The organism is Amantichitinum ursilacus, assembly GCF_001294205.1.
GTDB lineage: Bacteria > Pseudomonadota > Gammaproteobacteria > Burkholderiales > Chitinibacteraceae > Amantichitinum > Amantichitinum ursilacus.
On record NZ_LAQT01000002.1, the window covers coordinates 134,653 to 156,931 of the forward strand.

The following is a 22,279-nucleotide window of genomic DNA, read 5'->3' on the forward strand; positions in this document are numbered from 1 at the left end:
TCGTCTATCGCACCTTTGCCCGTATCAACACCTCTGCGCGCTGGCCCCGTATCGGGATCAGCGCGTAGCCTTGCGCGGTGCCAAAAACAAAAAAGGGGTATGCAATGAACCGTCCCGTACGACTGGGGTTGATCGGCTGTGGCGTGGCTGCGCGCGAGCTGCATTGGCCCGCCTTGCAACATTGCACCGCGGATATCGAGCTGGTAGCAGTGTGCAATCGCACCGCGCAAAAGGCGCAACACTTTGCCGCGATGGCTGGCGGCGTTGACTGGTATACCGATATCGCCGATTTGCTGGCACGGCCGGATATCGACGCGGTGGATATCGTGCTGCCCGCTACGGACAACCTTGGCGCCACCCGCATGGCGCTGGCGGCGGGCAAGCATATCCTCGTGGAAAAACCGCTGGCACCCGATGCCGACCAGGCCGCTGAGATGCTGGCGCTGGCGGCGCAATATCCGCAATACGTGTGCATGGTGGCGGAAAACTTCCGCTATGCCAGCGCGTTTAGCCGCATCCAGGCGTGGCTGGCCAGCGGCCGTGCGGGTGCGGTGTATGCGCTGAACTGGAACGCGCTAATGTCGATGCAGCCGGATAATCGCTATCTGGTGAGCGGTTGGCGTTCCGGCCAGGAATTCCCCGGCGGCTTGTTGCTGGACGCGGGCGTGCATTACGTGGCCGTGGCGCGCGATCTGCTGGGCGATGTCGTGCGCGCCACGCTGAGCCCGACGCAAACCAATCCGCAACTGGGCCGCTACGATGGCGGCGCGCTGACACTGCAAAGCGCGGCCGGCGCGACGGCGCAAATCAACCTGTATTTTTCTTCGCACACGCATCAGCAATGGCAATTGACCGTGCTGGCGGAAAACGGCGCAGCCACCTATGACGGCCGCACGCTGGTGCTGCAAGACCCGAGCGGCCAAACGCGCTGGGAACGTGACGATGACGACGGATATATGGCGGAATTCCGCGCCTTTGCTCACGCCATCCGCATCCAGCGCGCGCCGCGCAGTGACTTTGAACAAGCGTGGCGCGATATGCAGATTCTGACGGGCACGCTGGCGCAGCCGTGCACGTGGATTGATTTCGCTTAGGGCTGGGGTGGCGCGGCGTGGGCCAGCGCGCTGAGCTGCTGGCGCACGGTGGCGATGAACTCATCGGACAGCGCGTGCTCACCGCCCATGGCGCGCGCCATGGCCAACGCGCCCACTAGCGCGCTCTGAATCAGCATGCCGCGCGCACGGCGTTGCTCGGGTGACAACTCGGGCGGCAACAGCGCTTGCAACGTATTCAGATTGGCTTCCACTTGCGCTGCATACGCCGCTCGCGTGGGCGCGCCGCAACGGCCCACATCCGCCGCCAGCGCCGTCACCGCGCAACCGCTGGCGGGGCCATCCCGGTGTTCCGCATTCAGATAGCCCGCGACCAGATCTTCCATCGTCACGTCCGGCCGCGCCGCCAGCTTTTGCCGCAGCGCCTCGCCACCATTGCGCAGCGCGGAAGTTACCGCCTCGTCCACCAGCGCCTCACGCGATGCAAAGTGTTTATAAAAGCCGCCGTGGGTAAGGCCGGCCTGCCGCATTAAATCCGCCACGCTCAGGCCATCCACGCCCACTTCGCGAAAGCGGGCGGCGGCCGTTTGCACAATACGTTCGTGCGTGGCGGCTTTGTCGGCGCGTGATGTGCCCATAAGGTGTCCTTTGCGTGGATGTGGCTGGCAATGCGCCGCAGTATCCGCTCGTCTGCTTGCCACTGTCAAATTGTAGATTGTGTTTGACATCCTGATGGGTCGCCATTAACTTGCTCGTCAGATGACGGTCATCATCCTGATTGGCCCGAGACGCTAAACCAACGCAAAACGCATCGCAAAAGGAGCAACCCCATGGCTACCCAACAAGGCACAGCACTGATCACCGGCGCATCCACAGGCATTGGCGCCACTTACGCCCACCGACTGGCGCATCGCGGCCACGATCTGATTCTGGTGGCGCGCAACGAAGCCAAACTGCAAGCGCTGGCGCGGCAACTGGCCACCGAAACCGGCGTGAATGTGCGCATTGTGGTGGCGGATCTGACCCAGCCCGCCGATACCGCCAAGGTGGAACAGATTCTGGCCACCGATCCGGCCATCAGCGTGCTGGTTAACAACGCAGGTACGGCCACGCTGGAACCGCTGAAAGCGGCCGATGTGCACAAGCTGGAAGCCGAAATCACGCTGAACATCACCGCGCCTACGCGCTTGTCGCACGCGGTGCTGCCGGGTCTGCTTGCCCGTGGCCACGGTGCGATTATCAATATCGCCTCGGTGATGTCACAGATGGTGCAGCCGGGCAACACGGTATACGGCGGCACCAAGGCGTACCTGCTGCATTTCAGCCAGGCGCTGGCGAAAGAAGTGGAGGGCACCGGCGTGCAGATCCAGGCCGTGCTGCCGGGTGCCACGCGCACCGAAATCTGGAGCAAAGGCACCACGCCGCTGGACGCCTTGCCGCCCGAAATCGTGATGGAAGTGGATGATCTGGTCGACGCCGCGCTGGTGGGCTTTGATCAAAAAGAATTGGTGACGATTCCGTCGCTGCCCGATGCGGGCGATTGGCAGCGCTTGCTGGATGCGCGCAACGCGCTGCTGCCCAATCTGTCGCGTAACAAGCCGGCCGCTCGCTATACCCCTTGATCGCTTAAGGCATAAAAAAACACCGCCCGGTCCGGCCCGTGGCGGTGTTTTTGTTGGCGCTTGCAATGCGGAAGCGGAGTTACACGCGATAGCGTTCCACTTCGCGTTGCATTTCGCCAGCCAGCATATGCAGTTGCTGCGCTGAACTGGCCGTGGTGCGCGCCGAGGCGCTGTTTTCTTCCGACATCTGCGCAATGCGTTCCACCAGTTGCGCGATATTGTTGCTGGCCGCGCTTTGCTCGCTGATGGCGGTGCTGATGTCGTCCACGCGGTCGGCCATATCGGTTGCACCATGACGGATATCAACAATCGCCGCACCCGCGCCACGTGCCTGGCTCACGCCGTCTTCCATCTGGTTAACCACGGCCTGCATGCTGTTGACCGCGCGCACCGCGCCTTCCTGAATCGAGCCCACGGTGGCGGAGATTTCCTGCGTGGACGAGGAGGTGCGTTCGGCCAGTTTGCGCACTTCATCGGCCACGACGGCAAAGCCGCGGCCTTGCTCACCGGCGCGTGCGGCTTCAATCGCGGCGTTCAGCGCCAACAGGTTGGTTTGATCGGCGATTTCCTTGATCACCTTCACTACGGCGTTGATCTGCGCGCTCATGTTCTGCAGATCCGAGATCTGGCCCGCAGCCGAACGCACGGTGTCGGCGATGCCTTCGATCTTGTTGACCGTCGATTCGATCACTTGCGAGCCGGTTTGCGCCAGCTTGCCCGATTCGCGCGACAAGGTATTGGCTTCGTTGGCCCGGTCAGACACGTGATTGATGCTGACGGTCACTTCTTCCACTGTCGCGGCCATGCTGCTGGCGGCTTCGCTGGTGTGGCCGGCGTTTTGCGACATCTCGGCGGCGGCGCGCGACATATCGGTGGCTGCGGCAGACACCTGGCGGATTTGCGCGCTGACGCCACGGAAGCTGTTTTGCAGGTTTTCCAGCAACAGGTTGAACGATTTGACCGTGGCGCCGATTTCATCGTTGCGGCCCACCGGCGCACGCAAGGTAAAGTCGAGATTGCGACCCACATCGCTGACCACTTTCTGCATGGCATTCAATGGCTTGCGTATGGCGGTGACGGTAATCGAACCAAAGATGATCAGCGCCAGGCTGGCCAGCAATGCAATGCCGATAAACACCAGCCGCGATTGCTGTTGCTGTCGCACCATATCGTCCCGGCTGACCTTGGCCATCTTCACGTTGTAATCGCGTAATGCGGTCAGCGCTTTTTCGGTGGTGGTGGCCAGATCCACGCCCTGGCCATTGGCCAGCATCACGGCCGTGGCCATATCGCCCTGGTCGGTGGCTTTCATCACCTTGTCCAGCAGGCCATGCAGCGCGGCCAGTTGGGTGGAAAAATTCTCGTAATTGGCTTTGTCGGTGGCATCGAGGAAAGTCTCGGTGTACTTCTTGCTCGTGTCATCAATCTGCTTGCGCAGTTGCGCCACTTGTTTGATGCCGGCGGTGCGCGCATCGGGGTTTTGTTCAAGCAGTAATCGTTCAACCACGATCTGCTCGACCTTGTAATCATTGTTAAGCGCGCTTGCCAGGACAATGCCGTCAACATTGTTGTTCATTAGATCATCCAGGCTGGCCGCTTCGCGCTGAAACTGCACGATGCCTACCACGGAGATGACCGCCAGCGCGGCAATAGCGGCGACGATCATCGCCACCAGACGTTGTCCGATACTCATGCAAAGCTCCCTCGAGTTCCATTTACTTACGGCGTGTGCCGCGTTTGTGCGAGTGTGGTCTCGCTTATCCGTGCCCGGCCTTATGTATTTTTGTAGTGCAACGGCCGGTGTTTCAATATAAGCCAGTTCTACTGTAGCGCCGGTTGCGACCGCACAAATGGCAGATCGCAGACGACGCAAATGCAACATATCAGTACATGGCCGACACCAAACGTTGATGTCCGCCCGCTGCCAAGTCCTCTGTCATCATATGTAATCAATACAGCAAGACCGGCGCTTGCCTTACCTTACAGGCGCAAAGCATCGTGAAGCAGGCTCGCCAGACTGACAAGCCTGGGTTTAACCTTAGCGCGGCGGGCAAACTACGACGGCCCGACTCAGGAGCAAGGCATTGGAAAAACAATACAAACATTTCTCGATGATCCGCACGTTTCATCTGGCCGACTGGATTACGTTGGCGAACGCGTTGTGTGGCGTGGGCGCGGTGTTTTCGGTGATGACGTGGTTACAACAAGGCGTGGCGGTACATTTGCTGATTGCCTGCGCCTTGCTGCCGCTGGCGCTGGTGTTCGATATTGCCGACGGCCATGTCGCGCGCTTCCGGCATGCGCAATCGGCACTGGGCCGCGAACTGGATTCGCTGGCCGACGTGATTTCGTTTGGTGTGGCCCCGGCCGCCATCGCCTATGGCATGGGCATGGATGGTTTCTGGGATCGCATCGCGCTGGGTTATTTTGTGGCGTGCGGCGTGAGCCGGCTGGCGCGCTATAACGTGACCGCCGAATCGCTGAAAGGCGAGAGCGGCAAGGTTAAATATTACGAAGGCACGCCGATCCCGACGTCGCTGATCCTGGTGCTGGTGATGGCGATTGCCGCCTGGCAAGGCGCAATCGGCCCGCTGCTGTGGTTGGGCAGCATCGAAATCGGCCCGGGTTTTCTGCACCCGCTGGTGTTGATGTTTGCCTTGTCGGGCTCGCTGATGATTAGCCGCACGTTGCATATTCCCAAGCCTTGAGTCGAACGTGTTGCAGATTTCCAGGAGGCGGGCTGCGGTCCGCCTCTTGTCATTGCCGGGTGTCTGATCGCGTTGCCGGGCTGGCCTTGCCGGGCCGGTTTGCTGGTGCGCCTGGCCTATCCGCTTGAATTTGCTGCGAATGCACAGCATCTCATCCCACTGTTATAATCACTGCCTTTCGTGGGAGACCTCCATGCCTATTTACGCTTATCGCTGCGCCGCCTGTGGCCATCAGAACGACCATATGCAGAAGATGGCAGATCCGGTGCTGACCGAATGCCCGGTGTGTCATGCCGATGCGTATCAAAAACAAGTGACGGCCGCTGGCTTTCAGTTGAAGGGCACCGGTTGGTATGCCACTGATTTTAAAGGCGGAAGCGGCGGCACTGCGGTGGCTGCGCCGTCGACCACCAGCAGTGCAGACGCCTGATCCGCTGGCGCTGCGCGTGTGGTGGCCACTTGATTACCCATTCACCAAAGCTGGCACGAGGTTAGAGCCGTTACATGGCGAGTATGAAGAAATATCTGTTAACGGGTTTGCTGGTGTGGGTGCCGCTGGGTATCACGCTGTGGGTATTGCAGTTGATCATTGGCACCATGGATCAGCTGGGCGCTTTTGTACCCACGCCGTGGCGGCCTGATTACTGGTTGTTGCGTTTTGTATCGCCGTACGCGCCTTTTTTGAACGACGCGCACCATATCCCTGGTTTTGGCGTGGTGCTGACGGTGTTCGTGGTGTTGTTTACCGGCATGGTGGCCACTAATGTGCTGGGCCGGCGCTTGCTGCGCCTGGGCGAGCATGTACTTAACCGCATTCCGATCGTGCGTTCGATTTATTCGAGCGTCAAACAAGTGTCCGATACCGTGTTCAGCGATTCGGGCCAGGCGTTTCGCCAGGCGCTGCTGGTGCAGTTTCCGCATCAGGGCACTTGGGCGGTGGGTTTCATGACCGGCGTGCCCGGCGGTGAGATCGCCGAAAAACTCGATGCCGAACTGGTGTCGGTGTTTGTGCCGACCACGCCGAACCCCACGTCGGGGTTTCTGTTCATGGCGCGGCGCAGTGATATACGTGAACTCGATATGAGCGTGGACGAAGCGCTCAAATATGTCATTTCGATGGGGGTGGTGGTGCCGGCCAACCGCGCAGTGCCCGCCCCACAGATTGTGTTGCCCGATACGCTGTAAATGCGTGCCAGGTAAGACACCGTCTTCTGTGAAAGCCTTTTACAAAAATCTCGAATAGCAGGTTTATTTATGCGTACCGATTACTGTGGCTTGATTGACAAGCGTTTTCTCGGCCAGTCCGTAACCGTTAAAGGTTGGGCGCATCGTCGCCGCGACCACGGTGGTGTGATCTTTATCGACTTGCGCGACCGCGAAGGTCTGCTGCAAGTGGTCATTGACCCCGATACCCCCGAAGCCTTCGCCACCGCTGATGCCAGCCGCAATGAGTTCGTGCTGGAAATCACCGGCATTGTGCGCGAGCGCCCGGAAGGCACCGCCAACAGCAAGATGGTGTCTGGCGAGATCGAACTGCTGGCCAAGACCATTACGGTGCTGAACAGCGCGGCAACGCCGCCGTTCCAGATCGACGATGAAAACCTGTCGGAAAACGTGCGTCTGCAAAACCGTGTGATTGATCTGCGCCGCCCGGTCATGCAAAAGAACCTGCGTCTGCGCTACAAGGTGGCGCTGCTGGTGCGTAACTTCCTCGACAGCCGTGGCTTTATCGATATCGAAACGCCGATGCTGACGCGTTCGACGCCGGAAGGCGCGCGTGATTATCTGGTGCCCAGCCGCGTGCATGACGGCATGTTCTTTGCGCTGCCGCAATCGCCCCAGCTGTTTAAACAGCTGCTGATGGTGGCCGGCTTTGACCGTTACTATCAGATCACCAAGTGCTTCCGCGACGAAGATTTGCGCGCTGATCGCCAGCCCGAATTCACCCAGATCGATATCGAGACTTCGTTCCTGGACGAAGACGAAATCATGGACATCACCGAAGACATGGCGCGCCATGTGTTTATGGAAGCCATCGGTGTGGATCTGGGCAAGTTCCCGCGCATGAAGTACGACGACGCGATGTTCTACTACGGTTCGGACAAGCCCGACATGCGCATCTCGCTCAAGTTTACCGAGCTGACCGATGTGATGAAGGACGTGCCGTTCAAGGTTTTCAGCGGCGCGGCCAACATGGAAGGCGGCCGTGTGGTGGGCCTGCGCGTACCGAATGGCGCAACGTTCAGCCGTTCCGAAATTGATGCCTACACCCAGTTCGTGGCTATTTATGGCGCCAAGGGTCTGGCTTATATCAAGATCAACGACATCACCAAACTCAATGAAGAAGGCCTGCAATCGCCGATCGTCAAGAACCTGACGCCCGCCGCGCTGCAAGCCATCGTTGAACGCACCGGTGCGCAAAACGGCGACATCGTGTTCTTTGGCGCGGACCGCGAGAAAGTGGTGAACGAAGCCATCGGCGCGCTGCGTCTGAAAATTGGCCTGGAGAAGGGCGAGAAAGACGGCTACTTCGTACGCGAATGGCGTCCGCTGTGGGTGGTCGATTTCCCGATGTTTGAATACGACGACGATGGCAAACGCTGGAACGCCTGCCACCATCCGTTTACCAGCCCGAAGGCCGAGCATCTGGCACTGCTGAAAGAGCAGCCGGGTGCGTGCCGCGCGCGTGCTTACGATATGGTGCTGAACGGCTGGGAAATCGGCGGCGGCTCCATCCGTATCCACCGTGCCGACGTGCAATCCACTGTGTTTGAAGCGCTGGGCATCGGCGCGGAAGAAGCGCAGAACAAGTTCGGCTTCCTGCTGGATAACCTGCAATACGGTGCGCCGCCGCATGGTGGTCTGGCCTTCGGTCTGGATCGTCTGGTGACGCTGATGGCTGGCGCTGAGTCGATCCGCGACGTGATTGCCTTCCCGAAAACGCAACGTGCACAGTGTCTGCTGACTAACGCGCCGAACGCCGTGGATGACAAGCAACTGCGCGAACTGCACATCCGCCTGCGTAATCCGGCTCCGACTGCCTGACAATTAGTGTTGTAGATTACTAATTCCTGTTGCAAAAACGCCAAGATCGCGTAAGCTTTCTTGGCGTTTTTTTATGGTTTAGTCGTAGTATTTGTCAACAAACTACAAGCACAACAGGAACGGAGAAGCATGGATCGACTTGGCGTCAACATGGTGTACCGCTGCGGGCACAAGCCCCAGCCGGGGTTGCCAGTGCCAGACACCCACGATGCTTCTCTGATGCGCATCGCGTTTTCCTGTCCGCATTGCCTGTCCGAACTGGCACGTCGCTGTGTGCTGGATACTCGCATCTTTGTTAACCTGCAGCAGCTCTCGCAAGGTATGTCAGCCTTTGTGATCGAAGTGGCCGATGCGGTGGAAGAGGTGGGTGAGATGCTGGCTGCGGTGGGTTATGGCTGTACCGGCAAGTCGCAAGACGAGCTAACACCGGGGATGCAGACGGCAGTGATGGGCGATCAGGTGTGGCGCAAGGAGTTGTGGTTTGCCAATAACACCGATCCGCGGCACGTGGTCGCGCTGATCGCGCATGTGAAAGCCGAGATGGTGTGGCTTGAGCCATACCTCCCCATGGGCCAGGAAGCGATCGAGTACTGCACGTTTCCCGTCTGACTGGTGATGGGGCTCGGCGTCCTTGGCTGGACCCACTGCCCCAAGTGGCATCTTGGGCCGCAGCACTCCGAGTCACCCGCTTTGAAGGGTGGGTCATGACCCACCCTATGCCCGCGCCATTCCCATAGGGTGGGTCTAGACCCACCGCCCAAAGTGGCCTCTTGAGCCGCCGCACTGCGAATCATCACCCTTGAACGGTGGGTCACGCTTCGGCGTCGTCCTCAAACAGCGTTTGCCACAGATGGCGGATGCTCGCCATATAAGTTCCCAATCCTTCCAGCGTTTCCGCACTCGGCGTGGTGCCGCTCAAGCGGCTGGTGTGTTGCAGCCGGCGTAGCTCGCGATAGCCGACGCGCGCATCTTCGGCCGCCCATTGTTCGATCAGCCCGTGTTCCGCCGCTGTGCCCAGCAGCGCGATATTGCCGCGATTGGCGGTCAGGTCGACAAACTGATGCGCGTAGCCCAGCACCAGAAACTGCACGATAAATTCGACATCAACGATCCCGCCGCGGCGATGTTTAACGTCGTCGGGTTTGTCCGGATGCGTTTCACGCATACGTTGGCGCATATCACGCACTTCGGCGCGCAAGGCCACGATGTCGCGCGGGCGGCGCAGCACTTCGCAGCGCACGCGCTCAAATGCCTTGCCCACTTCGGCATCACCGGCGGCATAGCGCGCGCGGCTGAGCGCTTGGTGTTCCCACATCCAGGCCGCTTCGTTTTGATACTGGATAAACGCATCGATGCTGGACACCAGAAAGCCCGACGCGCCATTGGGCCGTAGCCGCAAGTCGATGTCGTACAGCAAGCCGGCCGGCGTGAGCGTAGTCAGCCAGTTCACCACGCGCTTGGCATATCGGCCGTAGGTTTCGCTGGCATCCGGATGTTCGTCCTGGTACAGGAATACCAGATCCAGATCAGACGCATAGCCGAGTTCTTTGCCGCCCAGCTTGCCGTAGCCGATTACGGCAAATGACGGCGTTTCGCAGTGCTTTTTATTCAGATCGCGCCAGGTTTGCTCCAGCGTCACCTGCAGACACAAGTCGGCCAGATCAGACAAATGATCCGACAGTGTCTCCAGCGGCAAATGCCCGGCGATGTCTTGCGCCACCAGGCGGAACACTTGCGTGTGCTGGAAATTGCGCAGCAAATCCATGCGCGCCTCGGTGTCGTCGGCGTGTTCCTGCATCTGCGCGCGTAACTGCCGGCCCAGCTCGGTCCAGTCGGGCGCCTGGTACAACAAACGCACATCAAGTAATTCATCCAGCAAGATCGGATGGCGCGTCAGATAGCTCGATACCCAATCGCTGGCGCTATACAGACTGGCCAGGCGCTTGAGCGTTTGCGGATGTTCGGCCAACAAGGCCAGGTAGGATTCGCGGCGGCTGATGGCTTCCAGCAAATCCAGAATGCGGCTCAGCGTTGCGTCCGGATTGGGGTAGCCGGCGGCCACTTCAATCAGTGGCGGCAGAATGCTGTCCATGCGCTGGCGGCTGCGTTCCGGCATTTGCTGATAACGGCCGCTGTTTTGCATCGCGGCCAGACGGCGGCGAATTTCGGGCGGGTCTTTGTAGCCGAGTTCCGCCAGTCGCGGGTCGATGCCTTCGCCTTCTTGCGCGTGCTGCCACAACGCGGCTTGCGGATGGTTTTCGTCCTCGCTTTGCGGCGCGGTAAACACTTGTTCAAAGTGACGGCTGACCAGGCTGCGCCAATAGGCCAGTGTGTTATAGAACTGGTCCCACGCCACAAAACCCATGCTGCGCGCCAGCCGCATGCTGTCATCGTCGCCGGTGGGCAGCGTCTGCGTTTGGGCGTCATCGATGTACATTAAACGGTGCTCGACATTACGCAAAAAGGTATATGCACCCAGCAATTCGCGCACTGCGTCGGCCGGAATCAAACCCTGGCGCGCCAGTTCATTGAGGATGGTGCGGGTAGGGCGTTCGCGCAGTGGTTTGTCGCGACCGCCGCGGATCAGCTGGAATACCTGGCCGATAAATTCAACCTCGCGGATGCCGCCCGGCCCCAGCTTGATATTGTCGTAACGGTCTTTGCGCAGCACTTCGTGGCGGATCTGGCTGTGCAGTTCGCGCATCGAGCGGTAAGCGCCGTAATCCAGGTATTTGCGATAAACAAACGGCGTCACCAGTTGCATCAGCGCATCGGCATCGCCGGTCAAGGCGCGGCCTTTAATCCAGGCATAGCGTTCCCATTCGCGGCCTTGGGTCAGCAAATAGTTTTCCAGCGCGGCAAAGCTCGACACCAGCGGGCCCGCATCGCCAAACGGCCGCAGTCGCATATCCACCCGAAACACAAAGCCATCATCGGTGGGCTGGGCAATCAGCTGGATCAGCGCCTTGCCCACATAGGCAAAGTATTCATGATTGCTGATCTGCCGTGGGCCAGTGGTTTCGCCGTCTTCGGGGTAGACAAAGATCAGGTCGATATCGGACGACACATTCAGTTCGCGCCCGCCCAGCTTGCCCATGCCCACCACAATCAGCTGTTGCGGCGTGCCGGTTTCCTCGCCGATTGGCTGACCGTAGCGTAATTCCGTTTGCGCTTGCGCATTGGCCAGCGCGGCGGCCACGGTGACTTCGGCCAGATCGCTGACGGTGCTGACGGCTTCGTCCAGATTGCTAAGACCCGCCAGTTCGCGGCAGATCAGCCGCGCCATCACTGCGGTGCGCAACGCGCGCAGACGTTGACGCGCCACGTTGTCGTCGTCGCGCGCCAGGCCTTCCAGCGCGGATTCCATGTCGGCGCGCGCAAACGGCTGTCCCAACGAGGCGGCGGTGTGCTCGGCCAGCGCGGGGTTGCGGGTAAACACACGTTGCAGATAGCGGCTGTGTTGCAGGCCGGCGTTAAGCGTGGGGTAATTCACTGGGTCCATCCTGACACTCTTGGTGGGGGCGGGTAGAATCCGGAGCCCGACTGCGCGTGGGCTGGATGGGCAAGATTGTAAACAGCCATCGCCTTGCGCGGCCATTGCCTGCATCATGCCTGCCGGTTGCGCTGAAACGTGACATAAACAAACCGGATACTGAATTTCTGCTGCACTGCACGGTCGCATCCAGGCACAATATCCCACGTCCGCACAACCGCGGGACATCCACTTTAACGTTCGCCAGGCCGCCGTTCCATCCATGCCGCGTCTTACCGCCCTTAAATCGGCCGCCCTGACCGCACGCCAGCGCGTATTGGCGTTTCTGCACTGGCACTATCGCCTGCTGTTGCGCTTGTTGCTGGGCGCGGGTCTGGTGTTGCTGACGGCCGCGCTGGGTTGGCAGTTTTATGTGCTGCCGCGGCTGAATGATTTTCGCCCGCTGTTGCAGGCGCGCTTTCACGCCGCGACCGGTGGCTATCTGGAATTCAGCCGGCTCTCCGGCGGCTGGCATGCGCTGCAACCTTCGTTCCGGGTAGAGAACCTGATCATCAGCAACCGTGATCACGTACCTGCCTTGCGGCTGGATGCGCTGGATGCCGAGGTCTCGTGGCTGTCACTGGCGGCATGGCAACTGCGCTTTGCCCGTCTGCAATTGCAAGCGCCCGCGCTGGATGTGCTGCGCGATGCGCAAGGCGTGTGGCATGTGGCGGGCTTTACCGTGGAGCCGCGCGCTGGCGGCGGCGATAACGGCCAGCTTAACTGGCTGCTTAATCAGCGCGAGGTCGACATCACCGGCGGCAGCGTGCGTTATCAAGATCTGCTGACCCAGGCGCCCGTGTTTGAGGCGCACGATCTGCATCTGCAGATCAAATCGTTGTTCGGCCGGCATCGCTTTAATCTGGCGGCCACCCCGGCCAGCAATCTGGCCAGAACGCTTAGCGCATCGGGCAGTTGGTATGGCAGCGATGTGGCCGACTGGCGCCATTGGTCTGGCCAGATGCAGCTGGCCTTGCCCGGTCTGGACCTGGGCACGCTGTGGACCTTGTTGCCGCCCGATGTGCGCCCGATTCCGCAGCTGGCAGGCAGCGCGCGCGGCCAGGCGCAGTTCAGTTTTGGCGATGGCCAGATGCAGGATGCCGATCTGGATATGCAGGTGGACAAACTGCTGGCCAGTTACGGCGGCCGCACTTTGTCGGTGCCCACCTTTGACGGCCGCTTGCGCTGGCACCAGCAGGACCGCAATCAGACCTTGCGTTTTGAAGGCCGCCAACTGGCCACTGCGGCCGGTACGGTGTGTCAGCCCTGTAATGCGCAATACACGCAAAGCGCCAAGGGTCTACGCACGGTGTCATTTGCCGGTTGGCAGCTGGACCATCTGGCCGAATTACGTGCCGGCTTGCCGCAGAGTTTGCTGGCGCGGATTCCCGATGGTTCGATGGCGGGCCAGGTCAGTACCGCCGAATTTGCCTGGCAAGGCGACTGGGATGATCCGCGCCAGTATCACGGCAAAGTGGTCATCAGCGGGCTTGCGCTGCAATGGCCGGGCGTGTTGCCCCAAGCCGGGCCGGTAAATGTCAGTACCGACTTTGATGACCAGGGCGGCCATGCGTCGGTCGGCGGCCAGCAATTTGCGCTGGATATGCCCAGCCAGTTTGTCGAGCCGCTGAAGCTGGACCGGCTGGACGTGTCCACCCATTGGCAACGCAAAGGCGCGGGTTGGGATATCGCGCTGGATTCGGTGCATCTGGGCAATCGCGATATGAGCATTGATGTGTCCGGCAAATACGCGTGGCCGGGACGCGGCGCGGGGCCGGGGCGGATTGATCTGGATGGCAGTATCAATAATGTGGCGGCCAATCGCGTGTATGCCTATCTGCCGCGCGGCGTGGGCGACGCCACCCTGCAATGGCTAAAAACCTCGCTGAAGCAAGGTCGCGCCACGGGCGGGCGCGCCACCGTGCATGGCAATCTGCATGATTTTCCGTTTGTGAATGACAAGACCGGCATCTTTCGCATTACCGCCAATGCGCAAGACACCACGCTTAATTACGCGAAAGGCTGGCCCGATATCAGTCATATCGATGGCACGCTCGATTTTCATGGCAACGCCATGTTGATCAAATCCACGCGCGGCCAAATCCTGGGCGCGCAAACCGGCAATGTGGCGGTCAGCATCCCCGACCTGGAACACGCGGTGGTGCTGGTCGATGGTCATGCCAGCGGCCCGACGCCCGAGTTCATCAAGTTTGTGCAAGCCTCGCCGCTGCAAAAGCTGGCGGGCGCGTATACCGACAATCTGCACACTTCGGGCAATGGCACGTTGGCGTTAAAGCTGGAAATACCAGTGGAGAATGTCGATGCCAGCAAGGTGGATGGCCATTATCAATTTGCGGGCAACACGCTGGACTTTGGCAGCGGCGTGCCCGCGCTCACCAACGCCAGCGGCCAGCTGGGCTTTACCGAAAAATCCATGACCATCAAGGATGCCGCGGGCCAGGCCTTGGGCGGCAACGTGTTGGTGAACGGCGGCACCGGCAGGGATGGCGCACTCAACGTCAGCGTCAGCGGCCGTACGCCGGTGGCCGAACTGGCCACGCATTTTGATCTGGCCGAAGTGGCACGCATTCGCGGCGCTGCGGCGTGGCAAGCGCAGATGAAAGCACTCGGCGGCAAATATGATCTGAGCGTGCAATCGTCGCTGGCCGGTGTATCGCTCGATTTCCCCGCGCCCGTGGGCAAAGCGACCAACAGCAATCGACCGCTGCGTGTACACGTGGTGGGCGACAAAAACGGCAGCAATATCGACTTTGATTACGACCGCACGCTGCAAGGCGCGCTGATGCGGCCTGCCAGCAATGGCCAGCTGATGGGCACGATCAGTCTGGGCGCGGCCGCACCGCCGCCTGCGGCAGGACGGAATGGCCTGGCGCTGGTGGGCGCTTGGGCCGAGATCAATCTGCAGGACTGGCTGGCGCTGCAACCCAAGGATGACGCCAACAACACCGGCACGCCGCCGATTACTGCGGTGGATGTGGCGTTCGAGCGTTTTAGTGGCTGGGGCAAGCAGCTCAGCGATTTCAAGCTCAAAGCCAACAGCAGCGGGGATAACTGGAACGGCGAGGTCAACGCCAAAGAAATGGCGGGCAAGTTCAGCTGGAATAATCAGGGCAAGGGCAAGGTCTCGGCGCGCCTGAGCCGCGTCTGGATGCCGCTGCCCAGCGTGGGCAATGCCCCCGCGCAAACCTCGCCGCTGCATTCTTTGCCCGCGCTGGATCTGACGGTGGACGATTTCCGCTATCACGATGTGTCTTTGGGCAAGCTGGCGGTCGATGGGGTGCAGCAGGGCGATAACTGGCGGCTGAATAACGTGTCGCTGGATAACCCGGACGGCCATTTCGCCATGAGTGGCTTGTGGACCCAAAAAGCCGGCCGCTCGCGCGTCAGCGCCAAAATGAATCTGGACAGCCCGGACTTTGGCAAGCTGCTGACGCGCTGGGGCTATCCGGACACGCTCAAGCGCGCACCCGGCAAGATCAGCGGCGATGCGGCATGGGATGGCGAGCCGTTTCCGCCCGATTTCAACAGCATGCAGGGTTCGCTTTCGATGGATGTGGGCGCGGGCCAGTTTGCCAAGATCGATCCAGGCGCGGGCCGTTTATTGTCTATCCTGAGCCTGCAATCGTTGTCGCGGCGCGTGCGGCTGGATTTTCGTGATGTGTTTTCGGATGGCTTTGAATTCGACAGCATCAAAGGCGATGCCAATATTGAACGCGGCGTGGCACGCACCAATAATCTGGTGGTGGCGGGTTCAGCCGCGCAGGTTTTGTTCCGCGGTGAAGCCAATTTTGAAGCCGGTACGCAGAACGTGCATGTACGGATCGTGCCGGTGATTGGGGACTCGGTGGCAGTAGCCACCACCATCCTGAACCCGGTGGCGGGCGCGGCGGTGTTCTTGCTGCAACGCGCCTTCAAAGACCCGCTAGGCCAGTTGATCGCCTATGAATACGACATCACTGGCACCATCAAAGACCCACATATTGAACGCGTGGCGGAAACCCGCCCCAGCATCGGCAATTTGCGTAAAGCCCAGTAAACGTTGTTTGCCCCCAGGAACCGCCATGCAGACATTAACCGCCGCCGCCATACAAATTATTTCGACACCCGATGTGGCGCAAAATCTGGCCACGGCTGGCCGCCTGATTGCCGAGGCCGCCGAGCGGGGCGCAACGCTGATTGCGTTGCCCGAGTACTTTGCGATTATGGGCCGCGATCCGCGTGACAAGATTGCGGTGCGCGAGCCGGACGGCCACGGCCCGATCCAGGATTTTCTGGCGCAAACCGCCGCGCGCCATGGCATCTGGCTGGTGGGCGGCACCGCGCCGCTGGTCAGCAATGTGGACCATAAAGTGCGTAACAGCACGCTGGTGTACAACCCGGCCGGCGAGCGCGTGGCGCGCTACGACAAGATTCATTTGTTTGGCTTTGATAATGGCGACGAAAAATTCGCCGAGGCCGATACCATCGAGCCGGGTCAGGACGTGGTGACATTTGATGCGCCGTTCGGCCGCGTCGGGCTGGCGGTGTGCTACGACTTGCGCTTTCCTGAGCTGTTTCGCTCGGCGGGCCCGGTGGATATCTGGTTATTGCCATCGGCGTTTACCGCCACCACCGGCCAGGCGCATTGGGAACCGTTGATACGCGCCCGCGCCATCGAAAACCAGTGTTTCTTTATCGCGCCGGGGCAGGGGGGCCTGCATGCCACCGGCCGCGAAACGCACGGCCACAGCATGATCGTTGATCCGTGGGGCGTGATTCTGGCGCAGCAAGACAAAGGCGACGGCGTGGTGCTGGCCGAACTGAAAGCCAGCCAGCAAGACCGCGTACGCCGGATTCTGCCGGCGCTGCAACACCGCATGCTATAAGCGTGGCTTGTTAAATCAGCGTGACGATGGCATGTTGATTGCTCGTCGTCCCTCGCAATTCTTTAAAAGTGAACCCCGGCATGAGCATTCTGCAAACCGCCCAATCGACCCTGCTGGCCCCGTATCAACTGGACGAAACGCAACTTGAGCGTGTGTTCGGTGAAATGATGCAGCACGATCTGGACTACGCCGATCTGTACTTTCAGAGCACACGCTCGGAAGGCTGGAGTCTGGACGAAGGCATCGTCAAATCGGGCAGTTTCTCGATCGACCAGGGCGTGGGTGTACGCGTGGTCTCGGGCGAAAAAACCGCCTTTGCCTATTCCGATGAAATCGGCTTTGCGCCGCTGATTGAAGCCGCGCGCGCCACTCGCGCCATCGGCCGTCAGGGCGGCAATGGCACCGCCGCGCTGGTCAAACAGGGCCAGGGCCGTGCGCTGTATCAACCGGTGGACCCGCTGGCCAGCCTGAATGCCACGCAAAAAGTGGCGCTGCTGGAAAAAATTGAGAAGATTGCGCGCGGGCTGGACCCGCGCGTGGTGCAAGTGATGGCCAGCCTGGCCTCGGAATTTGACGTGGTTTATATCGCGCGCCATGACGGTCATCGCGCCGCCGATGTGCGCCCGCTGGTGCGCCTGTCGCTGAACGTGATCGTCGAAGAAAACGGCCGCCGCGAACAAGGCAGCGCAGGCGGCGGTGGCCGCTTTGATTACGGCTATTTTACGGATGAGATTATCGAAACCTATGCGCGCGAAGCCGTGGCGCTGGCGACGCTTAATTTGATTGCACGGCCCGCGCCCGCGGGCGAAATGACGGTGGTGCTGGGCAATGGCTGGCCCGGCATTCTGCTGCACGAAGCCATCGGCCACGGCCTGGAAGGCGATTTCAACCGCAAGGGCAGTTCGGCGTTTAGTGATCGACTGGGCGAACGCGTGGCTGCACCGGGCGTGACGGTGGTGGATGACGGCACGATTGCGGATCGGCGCGGCTCGCTGAATATCGATGACGAAGGCAATCCAACCCAACGCACCGTGCTGATCGAAGACGGCATCCTGAAGGGTTATATCCAGGACAGCCTGAATGCCCGGCTGATGGACATGCCGCTAACCGGCAACGGCCGTCGCGAATCGTATGCGCATCTGCCGATGCCGCGCATGACCAACACGCTGATGCTGGGCGGGGATCGGGATCCGCAAGAAATTATCTCCTCGGTTAAACGCGGTCTGTACGCGGTTAACTTTGGCGGCGGCCAGGTGGATATCACCAGCGGCAAGTTTGTGTTTTCCGCGTCCGAAGCCTGGTGGGTGGAAGACGGCAAGCTGCAATACCCGGTGAAAGGCGCGACGCTGATCGGCAATGGCCCGGACGTGCTGACGCGCGTTTCGATGATCGGTAACGATATGGCGCTGGACCCTGGCGTGGGCACTTGCGGCAAGGAAGGTCAGAGCGTGCCGGTGGGCGTGGGACAGCCGACCATGCGCATTGACGGTGGTCTGACCGTGGGCGGTACGGCTTGATGGGGTGATGGTAGGTTTGTGGTGTGCCGCTCGACCAGATAGTCAGGACATGTGCATATTATTGATTTGAATACAGGGTCTTACGCTGTAATCAGATCGCACCGAGGGGCGGGATTTTGCTAGAATCCCGCCCCTTGTTTGTTTAAAAAAATCGATTGCTGATGACTTCTGCCCCCACTCCTTCCGCTGCGCCCACGCTGCATCGACAACTGAAAGCCCGCCATCTAAGCATGATTGCCATTGGTGGCTCGATCGGTACCGGGCTGTTTGTGGCCTCGGGCGCCACTATCTCGCAAGCGGGGCCCGGCGGCGCCTTGCTGGCCTATGCGCTGATCGGCCTGATGGTTTATTTTTTGATGACCAGCCTGGGCGAACTGGCCGCGTTCATGCCGGTTTCGGGCTCATTTGCCACTTACGGCGCGCATTACGTGGAAGAAGGTTTTGGCTTCGCGCTGGGCTGGAACTATTGGTACAACTGGGCGGTGACGATTGCCGTCGACCTGGTGGCATCGCAACTGGTGATGAACTACTGGTTTCCCGGCACGCCAGGCTGGATCTGGAGCGCGCTGTTTCTGGGCATCATGTTTGCCATCAACTATGTATCGGTCAAAGGCTTTGGCGAGGCCGAATACTGGTTTTCGCTAATCAAGGTGGTGACGGTCATTGTGTTTATCGCGCTGGGCACGGCGATGATCTTTGGCATTATCCATGGCGGCGAAACGGCCGGTCTGCATAACTTCAGCATTGGCGACGGCCCGTTTGCCGGTGGCTTTGCCGCCTTGATTGGCGTGGCCATGGTGGTGGGCTTTTCGTTTCAGGGCACCGAGCTGATCGGCATCGCCGCAGGCGAATCGGAAGACCCGGGCAAGAATATCCCCCGCGCAGTGCGGCAAGTGTTCTGGCGCATTTTGCTGTTTTATATCTTTGCCATTCTGGTTATCAGCCTGTTGATTCCCTACAACGACCCCAGCCTGTTGAAAAACGAAGTGAGCGATATTGCGGTCAGCCCGTTTACCCTGGTATTCCGCCACGCGGGCCTGGCGTTTGCCGCCGCAGTCATGAACGCCGTGATTTTGACGGCAGTGCTGTCGGCGGGTAACTCGGGCATGTATGCCTCCACCCGCATGCTGTACACACTGGCGCAGGACGGCAAAGCGCCGCGCATTTTTGCCCGGCTTTCGGCCAATGGTGTGCCGCGCAATGCGCTATATGCCACCACCATCGTGGCGGCGCTGTGTTTTTTGACGTCAATGTTTGGCAAGCAACAGGTTTATCTGTGGCTGCTGAACACCTCGGGCATGACTGGCTTTATCGCCTGGCTGGGCATTGCCATCAGCCATTACCGCTTTCGCAAAGGCTACGTGGCGCAAGGCCGTGATCTGAACGAGCTGCCGTATCGCTCCGGCTTCTTTCCGTTTGGCCCGATGTTTGCGTTTGCGCTGTGCCTGATCATTACGCTGGGCCAGAACTACCAGGCCTTTTTGCATGACAAGATCGACTGGATTGGCGTATTGGCCACCTATATCGGCATTCCGGTGTTCTTGCTGATCTGGTTGGGCTATCGCATTGCGCGCGGTGGCAAGCTGGTGAAGTACGCCGAGATGACTTTTCCGGATGCCAACCCGCGGCAGAAACGTTGATCCGGGTGCGAACTTGAGGCAAGGATCAAAGGGCGTTGGCACATGGCCAACGCCCTTTTTCTGGCGCATTTCCCGATGACATTGCGCTTCAAAACAACCGCGTGGGTAACTTCCCGGATGCACGCCGCCCGCCGGGCCGTTAAGCTGGACGCCCGTTATCCGCATGGCATTCTGGCTGCATGGTCCGCTTTGAACTGATCCCCACCCGCAACGGCGCTTTGATCGGCGAGATCCTGCTCGATACGCCGGGCACGCTCAACGCACAAAACCTGCAAATGGTGCTGGCCATGCGCCAGCAACTGGCGCAATGGCACGCTGACCCGACGGTGGTCGCCATCGTGATCCACGGCGCGGGCGAACGTGCTTTATGCGCGGGAGGCGATATCAAGGCGCTGTATTACGCGATGCTGGACCCCGAGCGCATCCACGAAGCGGATGATTTTTTTGCCAACGAATACCTGCTGTGCCGCGAGCTGCATCGCTATCCCAAGCCCGTGCTGGCGTGGGGCAATGGCCTGATCATGGGCGGTGGCTGGGGGCTGTTTGCCGCCAGCAGCCATCGCGTGGTGACCGAAACCGCGCAATTGGCCATGCCAGAGATTGCCATCGGCTTGTTCCCCGACGTGGGCGCAAGCGCCTGGCTCGGTGAACTGGCCGATGGGGTAGGGCGCTTTTTGTTGCTGACCGCATCGCGCCTCAACGCCACCGACGCCTTGGCTGCGGGCGCAGCCGACTGGGCATTGCCCGCCGCCAGTTTTGCCACGGTGCGTGAGGCGATGACGGAACTCGGCTGGTTGGGCCAACCGCATATTGATGCGCACATGTTGTCGCAACTGATCGACGCCTTGGGTGGTGCCTTGCAGCCGACGCTGCCTGAGGGCAACTGGCAGCCGTTGCGGGCACAAGTCACCGAGCTGGTGGCGGGAGATGATCTGGACACCATCGTGGCGCGGATTGATGCATTACAAAGTGACCATCCGTGGCTGCAGAACGCACAAATGCAGCTGCGCGCAGGCTCGCCTACGTCGATTGCGCTGGGTTGGGCTCTGGCGCAACGAGCGGTAGGCATGGCCTATGACGACGTAGTGGCTATGGAAACGCTGGCGGCGCAGCACGCGGTGCGTTATAGTGACTTCCGCGAAGGCGTACGCGCCCGGTTGATTGATCGGGATGGCGCGCCACAGTGGGCGGCGCGGCCAAAGGCATCTGACATCGAAACCTGGTTGGTTGCACGCAATCAGAAATAGCTGATTACGACAAATATTCACCCGGTTGCTTGAAACTTTTGCAACGCACGACCATCTTAAAAAACGAGCCTCTGAAGCTCGTTCATCATAACGGAGTCAACCACCATGCAATTCAATCCCGCCCAATACGGCGGCGCGGCCCACGCCGTCGAGCGCAACCGGGTATTGCGTAATACCTATTTCTTGCTGGCCCTGAGCATGCTGCCCACCGCCGCCGGTGCGCTGCTTGGAATCTCAATGCATTTCGCCATGACCCCGATGTTTGGCGTCATCCTGTTTTTGGGTATCAGCTTTGGTATGTTCTATGCCATCGAAAAAACCAAGAACAGCGCAATGGGCGTGGTGTTGTTGCTGGCTTATACCGGCTTTATGGGGCTGTGGCTGTCGCAAATCCTGCAAGTGGCTTTGCGTTTCAGTAACGGCGCTTCGCTGATCGGTACTGCTGCTGTTGGTACGGGCGCCATCTTCTTTACGCTGGCGGGTATCGCCACGGTGACCAAAAAAGACTTCTCTTTCATGAGCAAGTTCTTGTTCATCGGCGTGATCATGCTGATCCTGGCGTCGCTGGCTAACATCTTCTTCGCGATTCCGGCCGCATCGCTGGCTATCTCGGCCGTTGCCGTCATGATTTTCTCCGCCTACATCCTGGTGGACGTCAGCCGCATCGTTAACGGTGGCGAAACCAACTACATCACCGCAACGCTGCAGTTGTACCTGGACGTGTACAACGTGTTTATCAGCCTGCTCAATATCTTGATGGCCTTTAGCGGCAACAATCGCAATTAAGCTGAAGGCCTGATACGCGGCGTTGGCCGCATTACAGCGCGCTTCTTACGCGCCGACTGAAGTACCCGGTAGTGGGTTGTTGTTAAAGCAGTCTTTATCAACCGTCTTCAACCAGAGCTAGTGCTCGGTATGTGCTTCAAGCAAGTGCAGTTGTAAGTGTCTTAAGATGTGAAACACACAGCGCCACCTTCGGGTGGCGTTGTTTTTTTGTGCTGGCGCTGCCAACGGGTAAGTCTGTATAAGG

General features: G+C 59.9%; 17 protein-coding genes. 14 read left to right on the plus strand and 3 right to left on the minus strand.

Annotation, left to right across the window (positions count from 1 at the left end):
* Positions 1-104 precede the first annotated feature (104 nt).
* Positions 105-1,094: a Gfo/Idh/MocA family protein gene (locus WG78_RS02940; RefSeq protein WP_053936295.1), complete on the plus strand. Its 990-nt coding sequence runs from the start codon at positions 105-107 to the stop codon at positions 1,092-1,094.
* Here WG78_RS02940 and WG78_RS02945 read toward each other — a convergent pair.
* Positions 1,091-1,690 (minus strand): TetR/AcrR family transcriptional regulator, encoded by a 600-nt coding sequence (locus WG78_RS02945; RefSeq protein ID WP_053936296.1) that lies wholly within the window; start codon positions 1,688-1,690, stop codon positions 1,091-1,093. The genes WG78_RS02940 and WG78_RS02945 overlap by 4 nt on opposite strands.
* Before the next feature lie 192 nt (positions 1,691-1,882).
* On the opposite strand from WG78_RS02945, the gene WG78_RS02950 reads away from it, so the two are divergent.
* The gene (locus tag WG78_RS02950) at positions 1,883-2,674 is read left to right on the plus strand and encodes an SDR family NAD(P)-dependent oxidoreductase (protein WP_053936297.1); all 792 of its coding nucleotides are present in this window, start codon (positions 1,883-1,885) and stop codon (positions 2,672-2,674) included.
* A 79-nt stretch (positions 2,675-2,753) separates the two neighbouring features.
* On the opposite strand, the gene WG78_RS02955 is transcribed toward WG78_RS02950, so the two are convergent.
* Positions 2,754-4,367: a methyl-accepting chemotaxis protein gene (locus WG78_RS02955; protein WP_053936298.1), complete on the minus strand. Its 1,614-nt coding sequence runs from the start codon at positions 4,365-4,367 to the stop codon at positions 2,754-2,756.
* A 391-nt stretch (positions 4,368-4,758) separates the two neighbouring features.
* On the opposite strand from WG78_RS02955, the gene WG78_RS02960 reads away from it, so the two are divergent.
* The 5 genes from WG78_RS02960 to WG78_RS02980 all read left to right on the plus strand — a co-directional run bounded on the left by WG78_RS02960 (position 4,759) and on the right by WG78_RS02980 (position 9,036).
* Positions 4,759-5,382: a CDP-alcohol phosphatidyltransferase family protein gene (locus WG78_RS02960; RefSeq protein ID WP_201782347.1), complete on the plus strand. Its 624-nt coding sequence runs from the start codon at positions 4,759-4,761 to the stop codon at positions 5,380-5,382.
* Positions 5,383-5,575: 193 nt separating this feature from the next.
* Positions 5,576-5,812 carry an FmdB family zinc ribbon protein gene (locus WG78_RS02965; protein WP_053936300.1) on the plus strand — a complete coding sequence of 79 codons (237 nt, stop codon included), beginning with the start codon at positions 5,576-5,578 and terminating at the stop codon, positions 5,810-5,812.
* A gap of 74 nt (positions 5,813-5,886) precedes the next feature.
* Positions 5,887-6,567: a DUF502 domain-containing protein gene (locus WG78_RS02970; RefSeq protein WP_201782348.1), complete on the plus strand. Its 681-nt coding sequence runs from the start codon at positions 5,887-5,889 to the stop codon at positions 6,565-6,567.
* Between the two features lie 69 nt (positions 6,568-6,636).
* Positions 6,637-8,427 (plus strand): aspartate--tRNA ligase, encoded by a 1,791-nt coding sequence (aspS, locus tag WG78_RS02975; protein WP_053936301.1) that lies wholly within the window; start codon positions 6,637-6,639, stop codon positions 8,425-8,427.
* A 219-nt stretch (positions 8,428-8,646) separates the two neighbouring features.
* Positions 8,647-9,036, plus strand: a complete 390-nt coding sequence (locus WG78_RS02980; RefSeq protein ID WP_053936302.1) for a hypothetical protein — start codon at positions 8,647-8,649, stop codon at positions 9,034-9,036.
* A gap of 202 nt (positions 9,037-9,238) precedes the next feature.
* Here the strand turns inward: WG78_RS02980 and glnE are convergent, their stop codons facing one another.
* A complete protein-coding gene (gene glnE, locus WG78_RS02985) occupies positions 9,239-11,929 on the minus strand; it encodes a bifunctional [glutamate--ammonia ligase]-adenylyl-L-tyrosine phosphorylase/[glutamate--ammonia-ligase] adenylyltransferase (RefSeq protein WP_053936303.1) in 2,691 nt (896 codons plus the stop codon).
* A 253-nt stretch (positions 11,930-12,182) separates the two neighbouring features.
* On the opposite strand from glnE, the gene WG78_RS02990 reads away from it, so the two are divergent.
* The 7 genes from WG78_RS02990 to WG78_RS03015 all read left to right on the plus strand — a co-directional run bounded on the left by WG78_RS02990 (position 12,183) and on the right by WG78_RS03015 (position 22,035).
* A complete protein-coding gene (locus tag WG78_RS02990) occupies positions 12,183-16,016 on the plus strand; it encodes a YhdP family protein (protein WP_053936304.1) in 3,834 nt (1,277 codons plus the stop codon).
* Positions 16,017-16,041: 25 nt separating this feature from the next.
* Positions 16,042-16,845: a carbon-nitrogen hydrolase family protein gene (locus WG78_RS02995; RefSeq protein ID WP_053936305.1), complete on the plus strand. Its 804-nt coding sequence runs from the start codon at positions 16,042-16,044 to the stop codon at positions 16,843-16,845.
* Positions 16,846-16,925: 80 nt separating this feature from the next.
* Positions 16,926-18,362 carry a metalloprotease TldD gene (gene tldD, locus WG78_RS03000; protein ID WP_053936306.1) on the plus strand — a complete coding sequence of 479 codons (1,437 nt, stop codon included), beginning with the start codon at positions 16,926-16,928 and terminating at the stop codon, positions 18,360-18,362.
* 161 nt (positions 18,363-18,523) lie between these two features.
* Positions 18,524-20,002, plus strand: coding sequence for an amino acid permease (locus WG78_RS03005; protein ID WP_053936307.1), 1,479 nt, complete (start codon positions 18,524-18,526; stop codon positions 20,000-20,002).
* Between the two features lie 42 nt (positions 20,003-20,044).
* Positions 20,045-20,200 (plus strand): hypothetical protein, encoded by a 156-nt coding sequence (locus WG78_RS22630; protein WP_161805059.1) that lies wholly within the window; start codon positions 20,045-20,047, stop codon positions 20,198-20,200.
* Positions 20,182-21,249 carry an enoyl-CoA hydratase/isomerase family protein gene (locus WG78_RS03010; RefSeq protein ID WP_053936308.1) on the plus strand — a complete coding sequence of 356 codons (1,068 nt, stop codon included), beginning with the start codon at positions 20,182-20,184 and terminating at the stop codon, positions 21,247-21,249. The genes WG78_RS22630 and WG78_RS03010 overlap by 19 nt, the downstream gene beginning before the upstream one ends.
* A gap of 105 nt (positions 21,250-21,354) precedes the next feature.
* On the plus strand, positions 21,355-22,035 hold the full coding sequence (locus WG78_RS03015) for a Bax inhibitor-1/YccA family protein (protein WP_053936309.1): 681 nt from the start codon (positions 21,355-21,357) through the stop codon (positions 22,033-22,035).
* Positions 22,036-22,279 lie beyond the last annotated feature (244 nt).

Bases quoted from the DNA above. Each gene is read 5' to 3' on its own strand.
- WG78_RS02995 (WP_053936305.1), top strand. From the start codon at position 16,042: ATGCAGACATTAACCGCCGCCGCCATACAAATTATTTCGACACCCGAT.
- aspS (WP_053936301.1), top strand. From the start codon at position 6,637: ATGCGTACCGATTACTGTGGCTTGATTGACAAGCGTTTTCTCGGCCAG.
- WG78_RS02940 (WP_053936295.1), top strand. From the start codon at position 105: ATGAACCGTCCCGTACGACTGGGGTTGATCGGCTGTGGCGTGGCTGCG.
- WG78_RS03010 (WP_053936308.1), top strand. From the start codon at position 20,182: ATGGTCCGCTTTGAACTGATCCCCACCCGCAACGGCGCTTTGATCGGC.
- WG78_RS22630 (WP_161805059.1), top strand. From the start codon at position 20,045: ATGGCCAACGCCCTTTTTCTGGCGCATTTCCCGATGACATTGCGCTTC.
- WG78_RS02970 (WP_201782348.1), top strand. From the start codon at position 5,887: ATGGCGAGTATGAAGAAATATCTGTTAACGGGTTTGCTGGTGTGGGTG.
- WG78_RS03005 (WP_053936307.1), top strand. From the start codon at position 18,524: ATGACTTCTGCCCCCACTCCTTCCGCTGCGCCCACGCTGCATCGACAA.
- WG78_RS03015 (WP_053936309.1), top strand. From the start codon at position 21,355: ATGCAATTCAATCCCGCCCAATACGGCGGCGCGGCCCACGCCGTCGAG.
- tldD (WP_053936306.1), top strand. From the start codon at position 16,926: ATGAGCATTCTGCAAACCGCCCAATCGACCCTGCTGGCCCCGTATCAA.
- WG78_RS02945 (WP_053936296.1), bottom strand. From the start codon at position 1,690: ATGGGCACATCACGCGCCGACAAAGCCGCCACGCACGAACGTATTGTG.
- WG78_RS02965 (WP_053936300.1), top strand. From the start codon at position 5,576: ATGCCTATTTACGCTTATCGCTGCGCCGCCTGTGGCCATCAGAACGAC.
- WG78_RS02990 (WP_053936304.1), top strand. From the start codon at position 12,183: ATGCCGCGTCTTACCGCCCTTAAATCGGCCGCCCTGACCGCACGCCAG.
- WG78_RS02950 (WP_053936297.1), top strand. From the start codon at position 1,883: ATGGCTACCCAACAAGGCACAGCACTGATCACCGGCGCATCCACAGGC.
- glnE (WP_053936303.1), bottom strand. From the start codon at position 11,929: ATGGACCCAGTGAATTACCCCACGCTTAACGCCGGCCTGCAACACAGC.
- WG78_RS02955 (WP_053936298.1), bottom strand. From the start codon at position 4,367: ATGAGTATCGGACAACGTCTGGTGGCGATGATCGTCGCCGCTATTGCC.
- WG78_RS02980 (WP_053936302.1), top strand. From the start codon at position 8,647: ATGCGCATCGCGTTTTCCTGTCCGCATTGCCTGTCCGAACTGGCACGT.